Annotated in this window: 24 protein-coding genes and 1 pseudogene; 15 read left to right on the top strand and 10 right to left on the bottom strand. The window is 68.0% G+C overall.

Going from position 1 to position 19,637, the window contains the following annotated elements:
• Positions 1–110 precede the first annotated feature (110 nt).
• Positions 111–503, bottom strand: coding sequence for a DUF6479 family protein (locus tag ABZY31_RS12605; protein WP_356408343.1), 393 nt, complete (start codon positions 501–503; stop codon positions 111–113).
• 295 nt (positions 504–798) lie between these two features.
• The gene (locus ABZY31_RS12600; RefSeq protein ID WP_356408340.1) at positions 799–1,404 is read right to left on the bottom strand and encodes a hypothetical protein; all 606 of its coding nucleotides are present in this window, start codon (positions 1,402–1,404) and stop codon (positions 799–801) included.
• Between the two features lie 169 nt (positions 1,405–1,573).
• Here ABZY31_RS12600 and ABZY31_RS12595 point away from each other — a divergent pair, with 169 nt between their 5' ends.
• The gene (locus ABZY31_RS12595; RefSeq protein WP_356408337.1) at positions 1,574–2,761 is read left to right on the top strand and encodes a helix-turn-helix transcriptional regulator; all 1,188 of its coding nucleotides are present in this window, start codon (positions 1,574–1,576) and stop codon (positions 2,759–2,761) included.
• Positions 2,762–2,960: 199 nt separating this feature from the next.
• Here ABZY31_RS12595 and ABZY31_RS12590 read toward each other — a convergent pair whose 3' ends face one another.
• The 6 genes and pseudogenes from ABZY31_RS12590 to ABZY31_RS12565 form a co-directional block, all read right to left on the bottom strand.
• Positions 2,961–3,962 carry an XdhC family protein gene (locus ABZY31_RS12590; protein ID WP_356408334.1) on the bottom strand — a complete coding sequence of 334 codons (1,002 nt, stop codon included), beginning with the start codon at positions 3,960–3,962 and terminating at the stop codon, positions 2,961–2,963.
• 180 nt (positions 3,963–4,142) lie between these two features.
• The gene (locus ABZY31_RS12585; RefSeq protein ID WP_356408331.1) at positions 4,143–4,451 is read right to left on the bottom strand and encodes a hypothetical protein; all 309 of its coding nucleotides are present in this window, start codon (positions 4,449–4,451) and stop codon (positions 4,143–4,145) included.
• 1,494 nt (positions 4,452–5,945) lie between these two features.
• On the bottom strand, positions 5,946–6,590 hold the full coding sequence (locus ABZY31_RS12580) for a hypothetical protein (protein ID WP_356408328.1): 645 nt from the start codon (positions 6,588–6,590) through the stop codon (positions 5,946–5,948).
• Between the two features lie 147 nt (positions 6,591–6,737).
• Positions 6,738–8,060 (bottom strand): hypothetical protein, encoded by a 1,323-nt coding sequence (locus tag ABZY31_RS12575; protein ID WP_356408366.1) that lies wholly within the window; start codon positions 8,058–8,060, stop codon positions 6,738–6,740.
• A 21-nt stretch (positions 8,061–8,081) separates the two neighbouring features.
• Positions 8,082–8,606, bottom strand: a pseudogene (locus tag ABZY31_RS12570) (trypsin-like peptidase domain-containing protein); the annotation flags it as partial.
• A 24-nt stretch (positions 8,607–8,630) separates the two neighbouring features.
• Positions 8,631–8,945 carry a trypco2 family protein gene (locus ABZY31_RS12565; RefSeq protein ID WP_356408325.1) on the bottom strand — a complete coding sequence of 105 codons (315 nt, stop codon included), beginning with the start codon at positions 8,943–8,945 and terminating at the stop codon, positions 8,631–8,633.
• A gap of 224 nt (positions 8,946–9,169) precedes the next feature.
• Here ABZY31_RS12565 and ABZY31_RS12560 point away from each other — a divergent pair, with 224 nt between their 5' ends.
• Positions 9,170–9,616 carry a winged helix-turn-helix domain-containing protein gene (locus tag ABZY31_RS12560; protein WP_356408322.1) on the top strand — a complete coding sequence of 149 codons (447 nt, stop codon included), beginning with the start codon at positions 9,170–9,172 and terminating at the stop codon, positions 9,614–9,616.
• 11 nt (positions 9,617–9,627) lie between these two features.
• The gene (locus ABZY31_RS12555) at positions 9,628–10,197 is read left to right on the top strand and encodes an HD domain-containing protein (protein ID WP_356408319.1); all 570 of its coding nucleotides are present in this window, start codon (positions 9,628–9,630) and stop codon (positions 10,195–10,197) included.
• On the opposite strand, the gene ABZY31_RS12550 is transcribed toward ABZY31_RS12555, so the two are convergent.
• Together ABZY31_RS12550 and ABZY31_RS12545 are read right to left on the bottom strand one after the other, a co-directional pair.
• Positions 10,185–10,658, bottom strand: coding sequence for an NUDIX domain-containing protein (locus ABZY31_RS12550; RefSeq protein ID WP_356408316.1), 474 nt, complete (start codon positions 10,656–10,658; stop codon positions 10,185–10,187). The two genes, ABZY31_RS12555 and ABZY31_RS12550, sit on opposite strands and share 13 nt — an antisense overlap.
• Positions 10,655–11,425, bottom strand: coding sequence for a helix-turn-helix transcriptional regulator (locus tag ABZY31_RS12545; RefSeq protein ID WP_356408312.1), 771 nt, complete (start codon positions 11,423–11,425; stop codon positions 10,655–10,657). The genes ABZY31_RS12550 and ABZY31_RS12545 overlap by 4 nt, the downstream gene beginning before the upstream one ends.
• Positions 11,426–11,989: 564 nt before the next feature.
• On the opposite strand from ABZY31_RS12545, the gene ABZY31_RS12540 reads away from it, so the two are divergent.
• From ABZY31_RS12540 to ABZY31_RS12485, 12 genes are all read left to right on the top strand, one after another.
• A complete protein-coding gene (locus ABZY31_RS12540; RefSeq protein ID WP_356408309.1) occupies positions 11,990–12,460 on the top strand; it encodes a transcriptional regulator in 471 nt (156 codons plus the stop codon).
• A 79-nt stretch (positions 12,461–12,539) separates the two neighbouring features.
• The gene (locus tag ABZY31_RS12535; RefSeq protein WP_356408306.1) at positions 12,540–12,860 is read left to right on the top strand and encodes a hypothetical protein; all 321 of its coding nucleotides are present in this window, start codon (positions 12,540–12,542) and stop codon (positions 12,858–12,860) included.
• Positions 12,857–13,453, top strand: coding sequence for a hypothetical protein (locus tag ABZY31_RS12530; protein WP_356408303.1), 597 nt, complete (start codon positions 12,857–12,859; stop codon positions 13,451–13,453). The genes ABZY31_RS12535 and ABZY31_RS12530 overlap by 4 nt, the downstream gene beginning before the upstream one ends.
• Positions 13,450–14,094, top strand: coding sequence for a GGDEF domain-containing protein (locus tag ABZY31_RS12525; protein ID WP_356408300.1), 645 nt, complete (start codon positions 13,450–13,452; stop codon positions 14,092–14,094). The genes ABZY31_RS12530 and ABZY31_RS12525 overlap by 4 nt, the downstream gene beginning before the upstream one ends.
• Complete coding sequence (locus ABZY31_RS12520; protein WP_356408298.1) at positions 14,094–15,182, top strand: conjugal transfer protein; 1,089 nt, start codon at positions 14,094–14,096, stop codon at positions 15,180–15,182. Before ABZY31_RS12525 ends, ABZY31_RS12520 begins: the two co-directional genes overlap by 1 nt.
• Positions 15,182–15,565, top strand: coding sequence for an RRQRL motif-containing zinc-binding protein (locus tag ABZY31_RS12515; RefSeq protein ID WP_356408295.1), 384 nt, complete (start codon positions 15,182–15,184; stop codon positions 15,563–15,565). Before ABZY31_RS12520 ends, ABZY31_RS12515 begins: the two co-directional genes overlap by 1 nt.
• 80 nt (positions 15,566–15,645) lie before the next feature.
• The gene (locus tag ABZY31_RS12510) at positions 15,646–17,802 is read left to right on the top strand and encodes a cell division protein FtsK (RefSeq protein WP_356408292.1); all 2,157 of its coding nucleotides are present in this window, start codon (positions 15,646–15,648) and stop codon (positions 17,800–17,802) included.
• Positions 17,803–17,941: 139 nt separating this feature from the next.
• Positions 17,942–18,223, top strand: coding sequence for a hypothetical protein (locus ABZY31_RS12505; protein ID WP_356408289.1), 282 nt, complete (start codon positions 17,942–17,944; stop codon positions 18,221–18,223).
• A gap of 3 nt (positions 18,224–18,226) precedes the next feature.
• Positions 18,227–18,427 (top strand): hypothetical protein, encoded by a 201-nt coding sequence (locus ABZY31_RS12500; protein WP_356408286.1) that lies wholly within the window; start codon positions 18,227–18,229, stop codon positions 18,425–18,427.
• On the top strand, positions 18,424–19,029 hold the full coding sequence (locus tag ABZY31_RS12495; protein ID WP_356408283.1) for a hypothetical protein: 606 nt from the start codon (positions 18,424–18,426) through the stop codon (positions 19,027–19,029). The genes ABZY31_RS12500 and ABZY31_RS12495 overlap by 4 nt, the downstream gene beginning before the upstream one ends.
• On the top strand, positions 19,026–19,328 hold the full coding sequence (locus ABZY31_RS12490) for a hypothetical protein (RefSeq protein ID WP_356408280.1): 303 nt from the start codon (positions 19,026–19,028) through the stop codon (positions 19,326–19,328). Before ABZY31_RS12495 ends, ABZY31_RS12490 begins: the two co-directional genes overlap by 4 nt.
• Positions 19,329–19,340: 12 nt before the next feature.
• On the top strand, positions 19,341–19,631 hold the full coding sequence (locus ABZY31_RS12485) for a hypothetical protein (RefSeq protein WP_356408278.1): 291 nt from the start codon (positions 19,341–19,343) through the stop codon (positions 19,629–19,631).
• Positions 19,632–19,637 lie beyond the last annotated feature (6 nt).

Genomic DNA, 19,637 nt, shown 5'->3' with positions numbered 1-19,637 from the left:
GCCCGGGGTTTTTCTTCTTGGCTTTCCGGGGGCGGGGGGGGGTTTCTCCCGCGTCTATGGGGGGGGGGCCCCCCCCCCGCCCCCCCACCACCACGCAATCGTCCGTGCCCTCAGGTGGGGCCCACCCCGCCGCCTTCGACCGGCGGCTGACCGTTCGGGGGGTCGACCGGCCGGGTCGGCGGCCGGTGGTGCCAGGAGGTGTATCCGGCGTCACGCTCCGCCCGGGCCTCCTCCGGGTGGCTGGAGGTGGTCGAGCCGAAGTTCCCATAGCCCTGCATCTCGTGCGGCCGGAGGCCGCCCTCGGGAATCTCCACCGGCTCCCGCTCTTCGAGCAGCTCGTGCACCGCGCCGCCGTCCGGCAGGTGCGGCTGGCTCTCGGCGGTGGGGGGCGCGGGCTCCTGGGCCCGGACCCGTTTGCCCAGCCAGAAGGCGGCGATCAGGAACCCGGTGACGGCGATCCCGACGACCAGGAACCACGCGATGTCGCTCAGGGTCGTTTCCATGGTGGACCTTTACCCGGCGGGGCACGGCGTATGCGCCCGTAATGACCATAAATCTGCCGGTATGGGGCAGCGGGGCGCCAGGCCGCGGGCATCCGAGCCACTGGGCGGCTGGGCCGCTGGCGGCCAAGAGACCATCTGATGTGGCGAGTCTGCGGTAACGGATGAGGGTGCAGGCGATGCCGGTGAGGGCCAGGAAGTGGTCGCCGCCGGCGAGCAGGTGGGCACGACAGCGGCGCGCCCGGGTTCCGGCCGCGCCGCTGTCGAGCTGTGGTCAGCCCTCGGGGGAGCCTTCGGGTCAGTGGAGCTTGTTGACGGCGGTCTTCGTCGTGGTGCGGAAGGCGGTCAGCGGGGCGTCCTTGAGGTCGCCCATCTGGCCCCAGCGGACGAGGGTGACGGTGCGGCCGTCGCGGCCGACGGAGAACAGGTGGATGTCGGAGATGCCGATCTGCGGGTCGGCGGTGTCCAGGCTGTAGACCCAGGCGCCCTCCTCGACATCGAGCTTGCCGTGGGAGGCGCTGACGGCCTGCAGGCCCGGGTTCTGCTGCTCCAGCAGGGGACCGCAGCCGGCGAGGGCCGCGCGGAGGGTGTCGACCAGCTTCACGGCGTCGGCCTCGGTACGGGCGACGGTGGTGACCTGGACGCCGTTGGTGTCGAGCTCGGTGCTGAACTCGCGGTAGCGGGTGTTCTGCGCCGGGATCTTGTACGGGGCGCACAGGACGCCGCCGTTCTCCGGGACGCCGGTGAAGACCTGGGTGGCGGTCCAGGGCGTCGACGACGGCGGCATCTGGGAGGCGGCGAGGAAAACGGGCTGGGCAGCGGCCTGCGCCGGGGCCGTGGCGAGGGCCGCGAGTCCCAGTGCGGCAGCGGCTGCGGTGGCGAGTGCGGTGCGGAGCTTGTTCATGGTGGTGGGTCCCCCGTCGCGGGTCGTTCGTTCGGTCAGTGCTCAACCAGCGTGGGGCCGGCGCCCGCCGACTGCAACGATCACGCGCCCACCAGCCGTCCCGGAACCATCCCACCCCCGCTGACGTGCAAGGACGTGAAGGATGGGACGCAGGGTCGAGGGGGATGGAATGCCGAAGGACGCCGCCGTCGAGGAGTTCGCGGGGCTCGTGCGCGCGCTGAAGGCGCGGGACGGGAGGAGTTACGAGGCGCTGGGCCGGCGGCTGAGCGTCAGCGCGTCCACCCTCCACCGCTACTGCTCGGGCGCGACCGTCCCGGAGGAGTTCGCCGTGGTCGACCGCCTCGCCCTGCTGTGCGGGGCGGACGAGGAGGAACGGCGGGCCCTGGAGGCGGCCTGGACGGAGGCGGACCGCGCCCGCCGCCGAGCGGCCTCGCCCGCGCCCACGCCTGTGCCGGCCGTGTCGGCCGCGCCGGAATCGAACCCGGAACCGTCCGCCCCGGAACCGGGCCCCGGCCCCGCCCCGGACCCGACCGCGCCGGAGGCGCCCCGCGCCCGCCCCCGTCGTGGCGCCCCCGCTCCCCTCCTCCTCGTAGCCGCCGCCGTCGCCCTCGTCGTGCTCGCCCTCGCCGCCGCCCTGCTCGGCCGCCCCACTCGTACGGCTTCCGCCCCCGCTCCCGCTTCCACCGCTCCGGGGCCGACCGCGGCCCCCCTCCCCTTCACCTGGAGCATCGGTTCCCAGCTCTGGGAGGGCGGCTGCGGGCACACCTACCTCGTGGACCGGGCCCCCCGCGCGGTCGCCGCGCCACCGGTCGCGGCCGACTCCGGGGCGTGGGCCGGGACGCACGGTGCCGTGCACGGCGGGGAGGCGCTGGTGCGGATCACGGTCCAGGGCCGGTCGCCGTCCGACGCCGTCGTCCTCCATGCCCTGCACGTGCGCGTGGTCGACCGCGCCGCGCCGCTGCCGTGGAACGCGTACCGGATGGACAACGGCTGTGGCGGCGCCGTCACCCCGCGCCACTTCGCCGTGGACCTCGACCAGCCGCGCCCGCTCGCGAGGCCCGTCGACGGCCTTGACGCCTCCGGCGCCGAGGTCCGGCAGATCCCGGCCGTCTCCTTCCCGTACAAGGTCACCTCCTCCGACCCCGAGGAGCTGCTGGTCTCCGCGCGGACGGCGGGCTGCGACTGCCGCTGGTACCTGGAGCTGGAGTGGAGCGCCGGGGGCCGTACAGGGACGGTGCGGATCACGGACGGCGGGAAGCCGTTCCGCACGAGCGGGACCAGGGGGAGGCCGGCGTACGTGCACGACCCCGTCGAAGGGCGCTGGATCACAGACTCGGACTCCGGACAGACCGGGTGACCGATGAGCAACTGCGACTGACATGGGCTGAGCAAGCGCTCAAGCCCGGATCTGCGGGCCGCCTGTCCCCTCGGCCCCTCGCCACCCGGCCGTCTGGCCGCTTGGCCCTCGCCCGAGGGTCCGGGGCTGCTGCCGCCGATCCGCGAGCCCCGCGCGGACCCCGGTGCCCGCGCGAAGCGCACCTGCTCACCACACACCCCTAAACGTTTATGGGCCCCTCCGCGTCCCGCAAGGCGCCCGTCCCCCGCGTCCCGCCGCCCCGCGAGCCCAGCACGCTCAGGATCTCCGCACAGATGGCGAGGGCCGTCTCGGCGGGCGTACGCGCCCCCAGGTCCAGCCCGATCGGTCCGTGCACCCGCGCCAGCTGCGCCTCGGCGACCCCGTCCGCCAGCAGCCCCTCGCGTCGCCGCGCCTGGGTCTTGCGGGAGCCGAGCGCGCCGACGTACGGGACCCCGGCCGCGAGCGCGCCCCGCAGCGTCGGCACGTCGAAGTCGGGATCGTGGCTCAGCATCACCAGGCAGGCCCCGTCCCGGCGGGCCCGCAGCGCCTGCGCCGCCCCGGCGGCGTCCTCGACCAGCACGGCGTCCCAGCCCAGCAGCCGCGCCTGCCGCTCGATCACCCGCGCCAGCTCGCCGCCGCCCCCGATCACCAGGCAAGGAGCTGCCGGGTACGCCTCCACCAGCACCAGCCCCGACCGCTCGTACAGCGCGTCCCGGCCGGCCCGGTGCGTACCCAGCAACTCGGCCGCCCTGCGCTCCGCATCCGTGGCGGGCTCGGCGTCGAGCGCCCGTACGATCTCGCTCTCCGCCCGGTCGGCGGCCTCGTTGAGCCGCGTCACCAGCGCGACCCCGGCTCCCTCGGCCAGCAGGTCCCACCACGCGGCCGGTACGGCGGACAGCGGCTGGAGCAGGATCTCCGCCTGACCGCCACAGGTCAGCCGCGCCTCCACGGCCTCGGGCCCGCGTACGGACACCTCACACACCCGGGCGCTGTCCCCGGCCGCCAAGGCCCCCGCTTCCGCGACGAGTTCGGCGTCGAACACCCCCCGGTACAGGGCCCCGACGCACTCCCCGCGCGGATCGACGAGCACCGCCCCACCGGCGTCCCGGGGCCCGAACCCCTGCTCGGTGATGGGCCGCGCCAGAAACCCGGCCCGCCCCTCCGAGACCCACTGCCGCGCCGACTCAGCCAGCTCACGCATCCCGTGCCACCCCGATCGCCGTAAGACTCCCGATCCACAAAGTGCCAGGTCAGCGGCACAATGCAGCCTCCCCCAAAATCCTAGACACCCCACCCCGACCCCCCAAGCCGCAAATCCGCCGATCCCCACTCCACTCCCTCGTACGACCCGCCGGAAACCGATCACCACTGCGCCCCGGGCTCAGGCGATGTCGGCGTACCAGATCCGGCTCGGCGGCCGTCCCGCGTCGGAGTCGAAGCGCTTGGGCAGCCCCGGCCTCAGCGCGGGTCGCAGCAGCCGCCACGTCCGTTCGATCGCCTCGCCCGTGAAGTCCTGGAACTCCGCGGTGACCTGGAGCAGCACGGCGCCGTCGCGCAGGGTCTCGACGCGCTGGAAATAACCGGCCGCGGCAATGCCGTCGGCGCCGCCCAGCTGCTGGGCGATCGCGCGCGGGATCACCATCAGCCACTCGTACCCGCGCAGCCGCCGCCGTGACTCCGGCAGCGTCATCGAGGGCAGGCGGCGGTGGACCGACCCGCTCCTCGTACTCGGTACGGCCCGGTGACAGCAAGGACCCGCCCGGGCGTGGCACGGGTCCACCTCCTGGGAGAAGTCCCGGAGCACTTCCGCCGTACCTTCCTGGGCGGCCGGCCCGAAACGTCCTTCCGGGGCGTGCGCGCTGAGCGCAGGGTCTGACATGCGGGTGCCTGTACGGCAGTTGGCTGCGCATACGCGAAGACCCCGTTCTCAGCGTTGCCGCTGATGGCGGGGTCTTTGGGCACTTCCTGCGAAGTGCCCCCGGCAGGATTCGAACCTGCGCACACGGCTCCGGAGGGCATGCCTGAGGGAGCCCAAGTATCCGCTCTGACCTGTGATTTTTGCCGAGATGGATTCCGTGAGTCCGCGAGTTCTATCGCATACCGTGCACGCAGCTGCGGCCTCGCCAGTGAGGCGGAGGATCCAGCGGCGCTGACTCAGCTCGCGGAGAGGTGGCCGAGCGCAACCATTGAAGGCGAGCAGGCCCCGCGATCGTGCTCTCCAGCCCCTTCGTGGCTCTGCCGGCTACCTCTGCGGCCAGCCTTCATCGCTCATGCACTGCTTGAACGACTTTTCCCGTTGAGCCTGCGTGTAAGCACCCGTGAGCTCGTTCATAGTCGGGTCCCCACCCGAAGAGTCAAGCCATGCCTTCTGAGCGAGTTGGGTGCAGTAGGCGCGGGCTGCTGTCTGCGTCAGCGGCTCTGCCTTGCCGTTGCCCTCGACGATGCCGGACACACCGGGGCTCGGGTCTTTGCCATCCTTGCCATCCGTGCCGTCTTTCCCTGGAAGCCCAGCGTCACCGCGGGGACCGGGGAGTCCCTGCGGGCCGGTGGGGCCCGACGGCCCGACGATGGCTGCTCGCGACTGGAGCTCGGATATCTGCTGGTGCTGCGCGATGAGCGAGGCGGATTGGCTTGCCCGGAGGACGCCAACCGTGGGCCTCCGATGACGAGGCTTCGACTGGGTCTCGCAAGGATCGAAAGTTGCTCCTGAACGGCCATGGGCGCCCCCTGAGGCTCTGTGTGACGCGTCAGTTTAGGAGGCCACCTGACGGCCAGGCGCGAGGTTCTGGTAGCAGAGTGCGGCCGCCCCCTCGCCGGAGAGGGCATCCTCCAGAGTGACCCGTCGCCGTATTCACTCAGGGCCACCGAGCTCATCCTGTTCTGAGGCTTTGGAAGGCTGGCCACCCGGACATCGTTCGTGCGTCCTTTCCCGCGACAACTGCTTTGTAAGCTCGCCCACCCATCGACACGCACCGATCCGAGGTCGTGACGCCCCTACGGGGCCGAGCGGAAGTGCCAGCGTCCACCCGCGTTGATGTCAGCGATAGATGTCAGGGGCCCGTCACCACCAGGACCACTTCTTCTTCCGAAGCTCTTGCAGCTTGGCTTGAGCTTCCTAGCTCCGTCTACGCAACCCCTTAGCTGGCATGCGCCTGGCGGCCGTGGGCCGTTGCCGGAACGGCCCTTAGTTACCGAGAAGCTTTCCCCAGTATTCATGCCTAAGGGCCCGCCAAAGAGTCAGGGAATCATTGGCCGCTTGGAGTAGGTGCAAAGTGTGCCCACCCCACGTAACAAGGATGGTTCCGTCGTCACCCTGACTAACCGTAATGCCCTCGTCAGGGTTAGTTGCCCTATGGCGATGCCGTCCAAGGCCGACAGAATACTCGTCGCTATGGATGAGTACATCTCGAAATAGCTTGACGAGCGGTTGAGAATCGGTGAATGCGTCGACGGCCCGCCTTAAAGCGGCATCTTTCCCCAGGGGCTTCGCTTGCTTGATCATCTGATCAGCTGAGGCCAGCAGGCCGCGCATCGCCACGAGGAGCATGACGGCATCCCTAGAAACAGTGGGATGGAGGAACACCTTAAATGCCCGATCTGCTTCTGGGTCGATTACGAGAGCTGCCTGCAGTTCGTCGTTAATAGCCACCTGCTCTGCGGTGGGCTGCCCGTCCTGGATCGCCTTCCAGGCGCCGAAGTACCGAGTGGCCATATCTTCGATCGGCTTGACCCTGGATATTTGCAGATCTATCACACCTGCCCACAGCCCCGCGTTAAATCCAAAATGGAGAGGGGTAAGAGCTTCATTTAGGTCATCGTCCAGCGCCATACTTGGCAATCCACCCTTCGCAAGACCGTCTGTGGGATCGATTCAGCGCCCCTGTCTGGACGGCGGCGTACGTTGATGAATGAGACGGAAACTGAGACGGGCCGATCCGTTGCGGCGACCCTGGATTGCGTGCCGAAATGGGCGCGTCTAAGACATGTCGGGCGAGTACGGCACGTATAGCCAGGCATCAATCTGCCCTTCCATGCCATTCTCCGGCACTTGTATAAAACGAGACGGATCAATGAAGTCCGACAGGTTATCTGACTCACATGAACGCGCTCGGCTAGAGATTAGGCATGAAGTGATGATTTCGCCCTCTCTAAGGCCTGCCCGTATCTTCTCCGCGCATGCTGCTAGGCGGGCTGAAGTGATAGCCGTATTTCCATCATCGGCCCCTTGATTTTCAGTCAAATGGATTCCTGCATTCATTCGGACAGCGGCCGGCTTGCGATGGTTGAATATCACCAGATTTTTGGTCATGTATGGCAACAGGTAGCCCGCCAGGAACATTGCTGGCCGTGCTGCTGTGGCTGTTATCGACACGCCATGCGTTCCCCAAGATTCAATCCGCAAGTCGAGTTCAAGGTACCCTTCTGGAGGCGATTTCGAAACCTCTTGAAGGGTGGTTTTCATGTGTGATGCTGCGCTATCACAATGGGCCGATGTGAAGGGTTCGTCGCTCGCAAAAGAGGCGACGAGCAGGCATGTCGCCTGCGCGGATGGCTCGATCGTGGTGGAGTGCTGTGGATTCGAAATAGAGACCCTAATCCATGTTTTCATGGGAGTTCCGGCATCAGGGGCACTGGTAAAGCCGATCCACTTTCCGGGGCTGTTTCGAAGTGGGCTCGCCTTGGAGTTGTAGACAGCGTCGCTCGCGATGCAGATCACCCCTATGGGGTCACCGTTCAGTGCGTCTTGGAGTGATCCACTCTGGCGATGCTCGTGTAGCTCATCAAAAATCCCGCCCGTGTATTCGCCCTCGCTGTCTTTGTGCGTGAATCCGGAATGTATGAAGACTCGAAGTTGAGGGTGAACCCTTGTGTACTTGGTGCGCTCCCAATCTTTGTGGATTTCTTCATCGAATCTTTTGAGTAGGTGCGCGGCCAGGGAGCGCTCATTCTCGCTTGATACGGGGAACACCAGGAGGGTGCCGTCGTTGTCGCTATCTCTGCGATAAGGGGTCGATTCGCTTGAATCGAATTCCCGCAGGGCAGAGTCCAGGATCTCGCGGAGACGCCTCTTGGCCGGAAATGGCAGTAGAGGAGCATTGATCCACTCGACTGTGCATGCCAGCACCTCGACGACGCTAGAGGGTGTCGATGCCGCGATACGTCTGATGGTCTGAGCTGGGGAATTAAGCGCCGAGCCTGCTTCTCCGCCAAATCTTTTAACTGCACTCTTGAACCCCGGGTCCTCGCTGAATTGCAAGGCCGGGACCGCGTGCAGTACATTTGCAGTGTCAGAGATCATGTGATTGGTAATTGTGACTGCGGTCAAGCGATCCTGGCAGAAGAGAGCGGTTCCAGACGCTCCGCCCCAGCTTGATCCAGCTTGCATGACTCGTGGCACGATTCCCGAATTTACGTGCACTGTCAGAATGCCGCTGCTGATCATGTGAAGTGGATCGATGTCGCCTCTCACAGCGAAACTCTCACGCCGTGCTTCCGTGGCGTCCGCGTCGGGAAATCCGACCCCTACGCAGGTGATGCGGTCATGGCCGACGATCTCGCCCCAACGGACCGGGCTGATTCCCTCTGACTCCCATGGGTTGCCCGCGACTAGAAGTAGGGCTACATCTGATAGCTCATCGGATTCGAAGGGAGGCCGTTCGTTAGGCCAAACCACCGAAGCTGATTTCCAAGATTGATCCTCGTGGCCTACCCGGCGTACGTCAGTGCTTCCGTCGCCGTCGACCACGTGATAGGCGGTGAGCACAAGTCGATCCGACACTAGATATCCGGAGCCGTTCTTGCGGTTGCACCAAATTTGGACAACTCGACTCGGGTCGAAAGTCACCTGTGCTCACCTCTGTTTAGCGAATTACTCGGGTCGTGTCGTTGACTGAGATGAGATTCGTACACTCTTTCCGCTTGCGTCTTCTGGGAGCAGGGTGAGCTTAAGTTTGCTCGCTTCTCCAGATGCGATAGCTGCCTTCGCCTCGGCACTTCCAAAACTTAGGACGCGAACTTTAATGTTCCCGCCGACGTCCTTCTTTACGTCGACGCTCAGCTCTAGCTCTACAGGCCCAAGGGCGAATACGAGATCCTGTCCCGCACCTGCCTGCATGGCTTGCTGAAGCTCCTGGCGGATCGACCCGATCGATTCGGCTAGCCCTGCCCATGATGATTCCGACAAGATGGCTCCTTGGTCAGTTCTCGTGAGTGGTGATCCTATCTGTGACCTCGGGCGATGGGCAGACGGTTTCCCTTAACTCGCGCGGGTGCAAACTTGGCTTTGAAGGACCCAAAGCCGAGGACCAGCGCCCGCACCCAGGTGGACCCCCGGGCCGGTAGGCCAGTCGTGTGGTCGTCCGGCCGTGCGACGCTGGGACCAAGCAACGAGACATGAGAGGAGCCCAAGTGGCGGAGGCCAGCCCGCGTGGTACCTACCTGTTCATCTCCGAGGTGCTGCGGAGTGGGATCGTCGGTGGTGATATCGAAGGAGCCTTGGGCTCCGAAGCTGCCCTCGGGGCCCTGCATGGCGTCTCACGTAACACGATCCGGCGAGCTCTCAAAGTCCTCGAAGCTGAAGGGATGATTGAGTCTGTCCCCGGCGTCGGTTGGCAGGTTGCCCGGGCGGGCGACCGTAGATCTCTCGTAGAACGGATGACCGCCTTGGTCTCTGAGGACTCCTTGGCTGTCGGTGACAACTACCCCTCTGAGGCGAGCCTCTGTGAGCGCTTCGGGGTCTCACGTACCGCTGTGCGTCGTGCCCTTGCCCAGATGGAGGGCCACGGCCTGCTCGACACGGTCCACGGTAAGGGGCGCACCGTACGCGCCCTCCCCACTCCCAGCAGCCGGCCGTAGCCTTGGCCGTCATGGGACTGACTACGTGGGCCTACTCGCTCTCCGAATCGCTGCTGTCCGATCCGCTGCCGCGCCGTTGGGTGCACTCCCTCGGGGTCGCGGAGCGCGCCCGGTCGCTGGGCCCGATCCTCAGCGCCGACGCGGAGCTGCTGGAAGCAGCCGCGGTGCTGCACGACATCGGCTACTCGCCGAGCCTCGCCACCACGGGCTTCCACCCGCTGGACGGGGCCCGGTTCCTCCGCGACCAGGAGGGCGCGGACGAAAGGGTTGTCCGCCTAGTGGCCCACCACTCCTGCGCTCTCCTGGAGGCCGAGGAGCGAGGGCTCCGGCATGAGCTGGAGAGCGAATTCGAGCTGGAGCGCCCCGACCTCGTGGACGCGTTGCTGTTCTGCGACATGACGACTACGCCGGACGGGCTCCACACCACGCCGGCGCGGCGGCTGGCCGAGATCGTAGAGCGGTACGGGCCGGACACGATCGTCGGCCGCTTCATCCAACGGGCGGCACCGGAGATCCATGCGGCTGCGGAGCGGGTGGAGTCCCGCATGGCCAAGGTGGCCGCCGGAGATCAGCCGATATAGGGCTCAGACCGCGAGTCGTCCAGGCCGTGCTGGATGCGCAGCCTCATGGACGGGTGGATGTCCAGTTCGTCGAGGTCCGCCGGATCCATCCAGCGGACCTCTTTCGACTCGCTGCTCGTCCGAAGTGAACCGCCGGTCGGGTGGGCGCGGAAGCAGATCGAGAACTGCTGCCGCACCTCGCCGTCGTCGTACGCGAGGACGTGCTGAGGGTCGGTGTAGAGCCCCGAGATCCCGTCGATCTCGACCGTGATCCCCGTTTCCTCCTCCACCTCCCGCACGACCGTGTCGCCGATGCTCTCGCCGATGTCGTGGCCGCCCCCGGGGAGCGCCCACAAGTCGTTGTCGGTCTTGTGGATAATGAGCAGCCGTCCGGCATCATCACGGACGACTGCGGTGACCGAGGGGACCACGGAGTTGGCAGCCGGCGCGTTGGGGTCGCGGAAGTAGTCGATTCGGCTCATGCGTGCGGACCTCCGAAGTCGACGGGTGAGGCGATGGGCCTGGCCGATTCCCAGACCCGTTCGATGCTCTCAGCGTACGCATCGAACAGTTCGCCCCCAGGCACCCGCTGGATGTGCAGGACAGGGGCCATGTACGCGCCGACCCCGTACAGGTGGCCGTTAGCCAGCATCTCGTCATCGGCCCGGTAGATCGAGTTGTAGAGGGTGGTGGCGTGGAGCCGGAACTCGACCCCGGGGAGCGCGAAGAGGGGCCCGTAGTTGACGAGCGCGTTCCGAACCTTGCTCGCCATGGCAGATCCGATGCCCTCATCAGCACCGCGCACCGCGACGGCTGGGCTCTCCGGTTCGCCGAGCATGAAGCGGATGGAGACGCCGGCCGCTGACTTCTCCTTCACGACCTGGTGGAACGTGGAGTCCTCGGTGAGCCAGAAGCCGGAGTAGACGAGCACGTCGAAGTGCTCCTTCGCCTTCGCATAGAGCTGCGGCCACAACCGGTTCGGTACGACGGAGCGGTGTGGGTACAGCTTGATCAGCTCCGCATTCCCCGCCTCTGTCACCTCGGCAGACGTCCGTTCCTCCGGCCAGAGGTAGGACATCTCGCACTGAAGCAGCGAGGCTGCGGCGTACTGAAAGCGGCGGTACGGCTTGCGCTTCGGATCGCCGATCCAGCGCTCCACAGTCTTCGCCGACACCCCTAGGCGTGCCCCTACTTGATCGAGCGTCAGGCCGCTCTCGATGATCGCGCCGCGCAGTCGTTCGTTGGCCATGCCGTGCTCTCCCCCCATGGGACGACTTGGTGCGACTTCACCGTAGCGAAGTCGTCCACAAGTCGTACATGTGCGGGGTCGATCGTCTTCGGCCCTGAGGCCAATCTGTAAGCAGATCGAGCGAGGGACTCGCAGAACCCCAAAAAGCCGAAGGGCTTGACGGAGCGAATCCTTCTCTGCAAGATGAGGAACACGTAATACATGTTCCTCATGGAACGCCCGGAGGAAAGCCCGCAGGGGCGAGTACGAAGGCCGCGCCCGTTGCTTGAGAACTGAAGAGCGTGCCGACCCAGCCACATGCACAGGTGTGGTCATGGGTGCAGGCCACCACCCCGACCGCCCATGTCGGGCCAGGTGCCTGCCCGGATCCACCTTCCTGGTGGGTTCGGCATTGCGTGATCGGAGGTCTCGGCCCTCCGTGTTGCTCCGATGGTCGTAGGTCAGGTTCGACTCCTGGCCGGAGCGCGGGCCCCCAACTGGCGGGGCTCTGTGTGCAACTGCCCGGGGCGGCCGCCTCTCACCACGGACCGAGGCTGCTCCGGTTTCCTTCGCCAAGGAGCTCTCGTGGATGCTGCAACGTTCGCTGCCGTGTTCGTCGCCCTGTACGTCGCTCACAGCGTGGGTGACCACTGGGTCCAGACCTCGCACCAGTCGGCCCAGAAGGGCAAGCCGGGCTGGACCGGCCGCCTGGCTGATGCCCGCCACGTCGCCACCCTGACCGCCACCAAGCTCGCCGTACTCCTCCCCGTCGCACTGCTGCTGGACCTTGACCTTTCGGTTCGGGGACTGGTGGTCGGGCTCGGTGTGGATGCCGTGACGCACTGGTGGGCGGACCGCCGCAGCACCCTGGCCGCCCTCGCCAAGGCTGTCGGCCTCGCGGAGTTCTACGCCCTGGGCACCGGGGCGCACCCGGTTCACCCGGTCACCGCCGAGGGCAAGCCTGCCGGCCACCTCGGTACCGGTGCTTACGCGCTTGACCAGTCCTTCCACCACCTGTGGCTGCTGGTCGCCGCGCTCCTCATCACCACCGTCTGACTCCCCTTCCTTCCGGGGCGCTGCCTCTCACCACGGACCGAGGCGCCCCGGCTCCCTTCGCTCATCAGGAGAGATCCACATGCGTTCGTACATCGGTAACCACCAGATCGTGAACCCGGCCGAGTTCGAAGAGCTGGCGCTCGGCTTCGACGAACTGCCCCTCGGACTCGACCGCGACCTGTTCCGGGGCCCGCTGACCCCGGAGACCGCGCAGGAGCGGGCGGCCCGTGAGGAGGTGGCCCGTGAGGTCATCGCGGAGCTGGCCGCGCTGGGCGAGGGCGGGGACGAGATCGCCGCGTGGGACGCGCTCTACGCCGACGCGCTGACCCGCACGGTCCCCTTCCTGCGGGGCGCTGCCCGTGCCGCCGGCCGTTCCTCCTGGATGGGGGAAGCGGCATGAGGAATCAGGCCCCCGAGTACGAAGAGCTTCTCGACCACAAGGGCAGCCCGCGCGCTGTGGTCGACATGGCGCTGAGCTACGAACAGACCCGCTTGATCACGGCCTTCCACGAGGCCGGACACGCGGTCCTGTCGATGGCGTGCGGCATGCACGTCGTCGTGAGCGAGGTCGTCGCCTGGCAGCGGCCCGAAGGCTGGTCGGTGACCGGCCGGACCAACACCGACGCCCGAGACATCGACCCGTGGGAGTACGCGGCCGAGTGCGCGGCGGGCGAGCTGGCCAGCCTGCACTGGCTGCGCACCAACGGACTGTGGACCCCGGAGCGGGCCGCCTCCTGCGTGGCCGACCACGACCGTGAGCAGGCCATCGACGTGCTCGCCTCCAACGGCTACGGACTCGGGCGGGACCACACGCCCGAGGGCGGCAAGTCGTGGGCTGCCGTACAGGCGATGGCGGTCGCCCGGATGCACCGCATGTGGGGCGAGATCACCGCCGTCGCACACGCCATGGACGCCCAGGACACGCTGACCGGCGCCGAGATCGCCGACCTGACCGGCATGACCAACCGCCCGCTGCCGGGCGGTGCGTCATGAGCCACGCCCTGACCGCGCTGACCGCAGCACTGCCTCTCGCGTCCGGCTGGTCCGTGCACACCCTGTGGATGCGGCGCCGGATCGAGGCCGCCCGCCGGGACCCGCTGACCGGCCTGTGGACGCGCGACCCGTTCGAGGAGCGGGCCCGCAAGAGCCTGGCCCGAGGGTGCCAGCGTGCCGTACTCGTCTTGGACCTCAACCGGTTCAAGGAGATCAACGACACCCTCGGCCACGCGGCCGGAGACGCGGTCATCCGCGAAACCGGGCAGCGCCTGGGCCGGTGGGCCGAGGAACACGCCGGCGTCGCCGGGCGCCTGGGCGGGGACGAGTTCGCCGCCCTGATCCCCGGCTACGGCATCGACAAGCTGCGCGCCGACCTGTTCATGCTGACCGGCCGACTCGGCCAGCCCGTGCCGTTCGACGGACACCCGATCGAGGTGAGCTCCTCGATCGGCGCCGCCTACCACCGCACCGGCAACGGCGACCTCTCCACCCTGCTGCGCCGCGCTGATGAGCAGATGTACAAGGCCAAGCAGCGCGGCGGAGGCTGGCGCATCGCGCACCGGTTGACCGTCCCCGAGATGAGTACGGTCAACGGCCGCCGTGACGGCCGCCGTGGCACGAGCGGGGTGGCAGCGTGATGGCGACTCGCAAGGCACTGACCACGGTGCAGAAAGTCGTTCTGACGGCCGCGTTCCTGCCCATGCTCGCAACCGGCGTCGCCGGTGGGGTAGGGACCTACAGCAACATCAGCCGCGCCTACGGCTCGGGCACGGCGCTCGGCGCGGTGGCGGCCGGTGAGGGTGCGACCGCCGTTCTGGCACTGGTGCTACTCGGGCTGACGATGCTCGGCCAGTCCTCCCCGGGGATCATCCGAATCGGCTTGTGGGCCCTGCCGGCCGCCGCGTCGGTGATGGCGGCCATGGCCGCCGATGACCCGGGGCGCACCGTCATCTACGCCGTGACCCCGATGGGCATGTGCGTCGCGGCAGAGGGCATGGCGTTCCTCGCCCGGCGGATCGTCGTCCACCAGGACGGCCGTGATGCCGAAGCCGAAGCCAAAGCGGCGGCCGTGGTTCGGGCCCTGGCCTACCACCGGGCCCGTGCTGAGAACCACCCGTGGTCGCTGGTCCGGAAGTGGTCCGACCAGACGTCGTGGCGGCTGGCCCGGAAAGTCGGCTTGGGGGACGCCTCGCTGGGTGCTCGACTGCTGGACGTCCAGCGCGAGCGGCTCACCAGCGGCGCGGATGCTGCCCTGGCCGCCATGTTCACCGCATCCACAAACCATCATGAAACGGCAGAGTTCACCGTAAATCGGTTGGGGTCTGACCTGCGGGAGTCGGCCTCCGAGGCCCCGACCGCGACGGCCGAACTCCCCGCTCTTGAGTCGGCCGACCAGGTACCGGTCATCGAGCCGGTTGCCCTGCCGGAGTCGGTTCCGGTAGTCGAACCGGTCGAGCTTCCCCAGTCGGGTCCGGTGAAGACGGTTGCCGCTGCGGAGTCGGCTCCGCGTCGGGCGACTGGTCGGGTGCCGAAGTCGGCCCGTACGCCCCGACCGACGCGCGATTCGGATGAGCTGCTGGACGAGGCCCGGTCGGTCACGGCCAACTGGTCTGATGGCGAGCTGACAGCCGAGGCGATCCGCAAGGCGGTCCGTACATCGTCCGCCAGGGGCCGTCTGCTGCGCGACACGCTCAAGGCCGAGCGTGCCGAACGGGCGGCTGCCTGATGGGGCCGCTGACGTACGGCAAGTGCTTCGACCCGGATGGCGCCCGGTACGGGATACCGACCTACCCGTGGCGCCTCGCCCCCGAGGGCATGGCCACCCGCCGGCAGCTCCGCGCCGAGGGGCTCCGGCCCGGCGGCCAGCCGGTCGCCGCACAGCTCCTGCGGCCCCGGTTCCGGCGCGACCCGTTGGTCGCCTATCTCTACCGCATCGAGCTGGCCAAGCCCGTACGACCCATGACCTCGCGCAAGTGGGGCGCGCTCGCCCTGGCGATGCTCGCCCGCCGTACCTGCCCCGAGTGCTCCACAGACGCCGGATACGTCATCCCGGCCTCGCTCGGCATGTGCGTGCCCTGCGCCTACCCCGAAGAACAGCGCGCCGCCTGAAGCAGTGGCCCGGACGCCTCGCCGTCCAAGCGCCGTCCGGGCCCCTTCCACCCCACTCGCCATGAGGGAGCAGACCCACCGTGTCTGATGTCCATGTCACTGACCAGAGCGAGGACCTGGAGCGCCCCGGCGCCGAGGTTTTCGACATCACCACCAAGCGCCCCACCATCCCGGCCCCGCCGGTTCCGCCGGCCGATCGGTACGACGACGATGAGGAAGAGTCGCCGCGGTCGCGGCCGGTCGACTCCAAGAACCTGCCGTCCCCGGGGATCACGACCTACAAGCGGCTGCCGATCATCCCTTCCTGGCTCAAGTCGAAGCCGGGGTTCGTCTCCACCACCCAGCGCGCCACGAGCAACGCGTTCTACGCCACCGCCTTCCACGGGATCCGCACGCCCTGGTACGCGCTTCAGCTCGGGCGCCTCGCCCCGCGCGGCGTGGCCCGCCTGGTCCGCGACACCAACGCGTGGGTGTGGGACGCCGAGGCGGCCCCGCTCCGGGCGTATGAGGTCTACAAGGAGAACACCGCCGAGTACCTGAAGCTGTCGCGGCAGCGTGACAGCCGGGTGCGGCTGCGGATGCTGGTCACCGTGGTGGGGCTCATCTTCGGTACCGGGTTCGCGCTGACGATGTACGTCATGGCGCCCGGCTGGCTCGCCGTGTTCGCGTCGGCCGCCGTGCTCGCCGCCGGTTTCTGGGGCGCCCCCAAGGATCAGCCGGTGATCGGGCCCGCCGTGCTGAAGACGGAGCTTGAGAAGCTCACCGGGATGCTGGTGCTCCGGGCTCTGGACAACATCGGCAACGCGAAGCTGTCGGCCGCCATCAAGAAGGGCGGCGACATGAACGGCCTGCGGTTCACCTCGGAGATCACCCGGGACGGGCCCGGCTACCGCGCCGACCTCGACCTTCCCTGGGGTGTCACCCCCGAGGACATCATGGAGGCCCGCAAGCCGCTGGCCTCCGGCCTGCGCCGCAAGGTCGGCTCGGTGTGGCCCTCGGCCGACCCGACCGAGCACGAAGGGCGTCTGGTCCTGTGGGTGGGCGACAAGCCCATGAACGAGACGAAGAAGCCTGCCTGGCCGCTGCTGAAGTCCGGGCAGGTGGATCTGTTCAAGCCGGTCGTCTTCGGCAACGACCAGCGCATGGCCGACGTCGCAGTCACCCTCATGTTCGCCTCCGTGGTGGTCGGCTCCATCCCGCGGATGGGCAAGACGTTCCTGATGCGCCTGTTCCTGCTCATCGCCGCACTCGACCCGCGCGCGCAGCTCTACGCGTTCGACTTCAAGGGCACTGGCGACTTCGGTGCGCTGGAGCCGGTCTGTCACCGCTACCGGGCAGGGGATGAGGATGAGGACATCCTCTACGTCCTCGAATCGCTGCGGGAACTGCGGGCTGAGCTGCGGCGCCGGGCGAAGGTCATCAAGTCGCTGCCGCGCTCGCGCTGCCCGGAGTCGAAGGTGACTGCCGAGCTGGCCAACGACAAGAGCCTCGGGCTGCACCCGATCGTTGCCGGATTCGATGAGTGCCAGGTCCCCTTCGAGCACGAGAAGTACGGCAAGGAACTCGAAGAGATCTGCACCGACCTGTGCAAGCGTGGCCCGGCCCTCGGCATGGTCACCCTGTTCGGGACCCAGCGCCCGGACGCCAAGTCGCTGCCCACCGGCATCTCCGCGAACGCGGTGCTGCGGTTTTGCCTCAAGGTCATGGGCCAGCCCGCCAACGACATGGTGCTGGGCACCTCGATGTACAAGGCGGGGTACCGGGCCACGATGTTCTCCCGTACCGACCGCGGCATCTGCTGGATGGCCGGTGAGGGCGACGACCCGCGCATCGTCGCTTCCGCGTTCGTCGACGCGGTGGCCGCCGAACAGGTCGTCGTGCGGGCACGGCGGATGCGCGAGGAGTACGGCAACGTCACCGGCCACGCCATCGGCCAGGAACCCGAGAGCGGGGAAGCCTCCTTCGACCTCCTCGCCGACATCCTCAGGGTCGTGCCGGCCGATGAGGAGAAGGTCTGGAACGAGAAGGTCGCCGCCCGCCTCGCCGCCCTGCGGCCCGAGGTCTACAGCGGCTGGAAGGCCGAGACGGTCACCACGAACCTGAAGCCGCACGGCATCACCGCGCAGGACGTCTGGGGCTCCACCACCGCTGGCAAGGGCACAACCCGACGCGGCATCGCCCGCGCCGACCTCACCACTGCCATCACCCTCCGTGACGGCAAGCGGTCTGGGAGCTGACTCGCACCGCTGCTAGACCTAGCGGCCATCGCTGCTAGGTCTAGCACCCCCGCTAGCACCCCGAACCGGCTCCCATCAGCGATCTCGTACCTAGCAGCCGACCTGCGAAACACCGGAAACCCCGCCCGGAAGGCACCCCATGACCCTCATCCTCCTTGCTGGCGCCTGCCTGCTCATCGTCACACTCGGTTACGTCAGCGTGTGCGCGTCCAGCCCGTTCGGCACCTGCCGCAAGTGCAAGGGCTTCGGCTACGCGATGAAGACCGACCGCAAGGGACACCTCAAGCGAGGCAAGCACTGCCGCCGCTGCGACGGCCACGGCAAGCGCATCCGCCTCGGCCGCCACCTCTACAACCTGTGGCTGCGCCTCTACCGCGACGCCAACCCCGCCCCCCACAAGACGTTCGCCCCGAAGGGATAGCCCATGGCCATCACCGTCTCGCTCGTAGCCCTGTTCGGGCTGGTCCTGTTCTTCCTCCTCCGCTCCAAGACCCTCGGCTACGGCTCCGCTTTCATCGCCTGCATGTTCGGCTTCTTCCTCGCCTCCACTGGAGCATCCGGCCCCATCAACGAACTCACCACCGCTGTTCTGAACGCCGTTTCCGACCTCGGGAGCCAGGGATGAACGAGCCCATCACCTACCGGCACTGGGCCCTCGACCTCGCCCCCAAGGCAGCCCCCGCGCTGGCCACCACGACCGTGCTGATCCTGGGCCGGATCTGGAACGCCAACGGCGCCGAACACTCCGCCGGAAACGCCGCGCTGATGGTCGTCCTCGCCGCCGGAGCCGCAGCGGCCGGCGCGTTCTCCTCCGGCAACCATTCCGGGGGCAGCGTGATCGCCGGAACCGCGTTCGCCGCATCCGGAGGCCTGGCCCTGGCCGGAGTCGCTGGATACGCCGATGGGATCTCCCTCCCGATCCTGCTCTGGGCACTGGCCACCGCCGTGGCCTATGGACTCGCCGCCCGCTACTGGCGCACCGACCGCCGCGAGGCAGTCACGTACGAACGCGAGACCCTCGGCCGGCGCGAGGACCACGCCCACGTCGAGCGCGTCGAAGCGCTGCGAGCCGGAGCCCAGATCGAGGTAGCCCGCTCCGGCGCCGCCTATGCCGAACAGCTCGCCCATGCCCTCATCACCCGCGCCGCCCTTCCCGGCTTCAACCAGCAGGCCATCACGGATTCAGGACTGCCCGAACTCCCCTCAGCCGAGGGGAAGGACTGGTGACCGGGCCCGAGGCGGTATACGCCACCGCGCCGAGCGTCATCAGCGAAATCGGCTGGACCGTGCGCGGTGCCCGCGACTGCCGCGGCGGCATCCACGTCCGCGAGTTCTGGCTCCGCAAAGCCGCACTCCTGGACCGCATCGCCCTCACCGACGACGACCCCGTAGGCGGCGACGCCGCGACCTGCGCCACCGAAGCAGCCCTCCGGCTGATCGAGATCGACCGCGCGGACGGCCCCCGCACCGCAGACCCCCGCGGCTACGTCCGCCAGGAGTACGCCCTCTGGCTCCACCACCACTGAAGAGAGATCGCCATGAGCTCCAGCCCCACCCTGAGCACCACGCAGCACCCCACGATGCACACGCAGGTCGACGGTCTCAGCTACCGGCCCGAGCGCGTCAGCGTCATCGCGGCCCTGTCCCACATCCGCAGCGCCCGCAAGAGCCCGAAGAACGTGGACGCGGTCAACGTCTACGCGTTCACCGGCCGCGACGGGATCCCGCTGCACGTGGTCTACATCCACCACATCCCGGGCCGCTGGCACGGGGTCAAGGACGTCATCGACGTCTACGAGATCCCCACCGCCGCGCTCACCGACCTGTAGCTGTGC

It is taken from the genome of Streptomyces sp. NPDC006529 (assembly GCF_040611795.1).
GTDB lineage: Bacteria > Actinomycetota > Actinomycetes > Streptomycetales > Streptomycetaceae > Streptomyces.
Note: the sequence above shows the minus strand (reverse complement) of the source record. Positions and strands in the feature narration are given on the sequence as shown.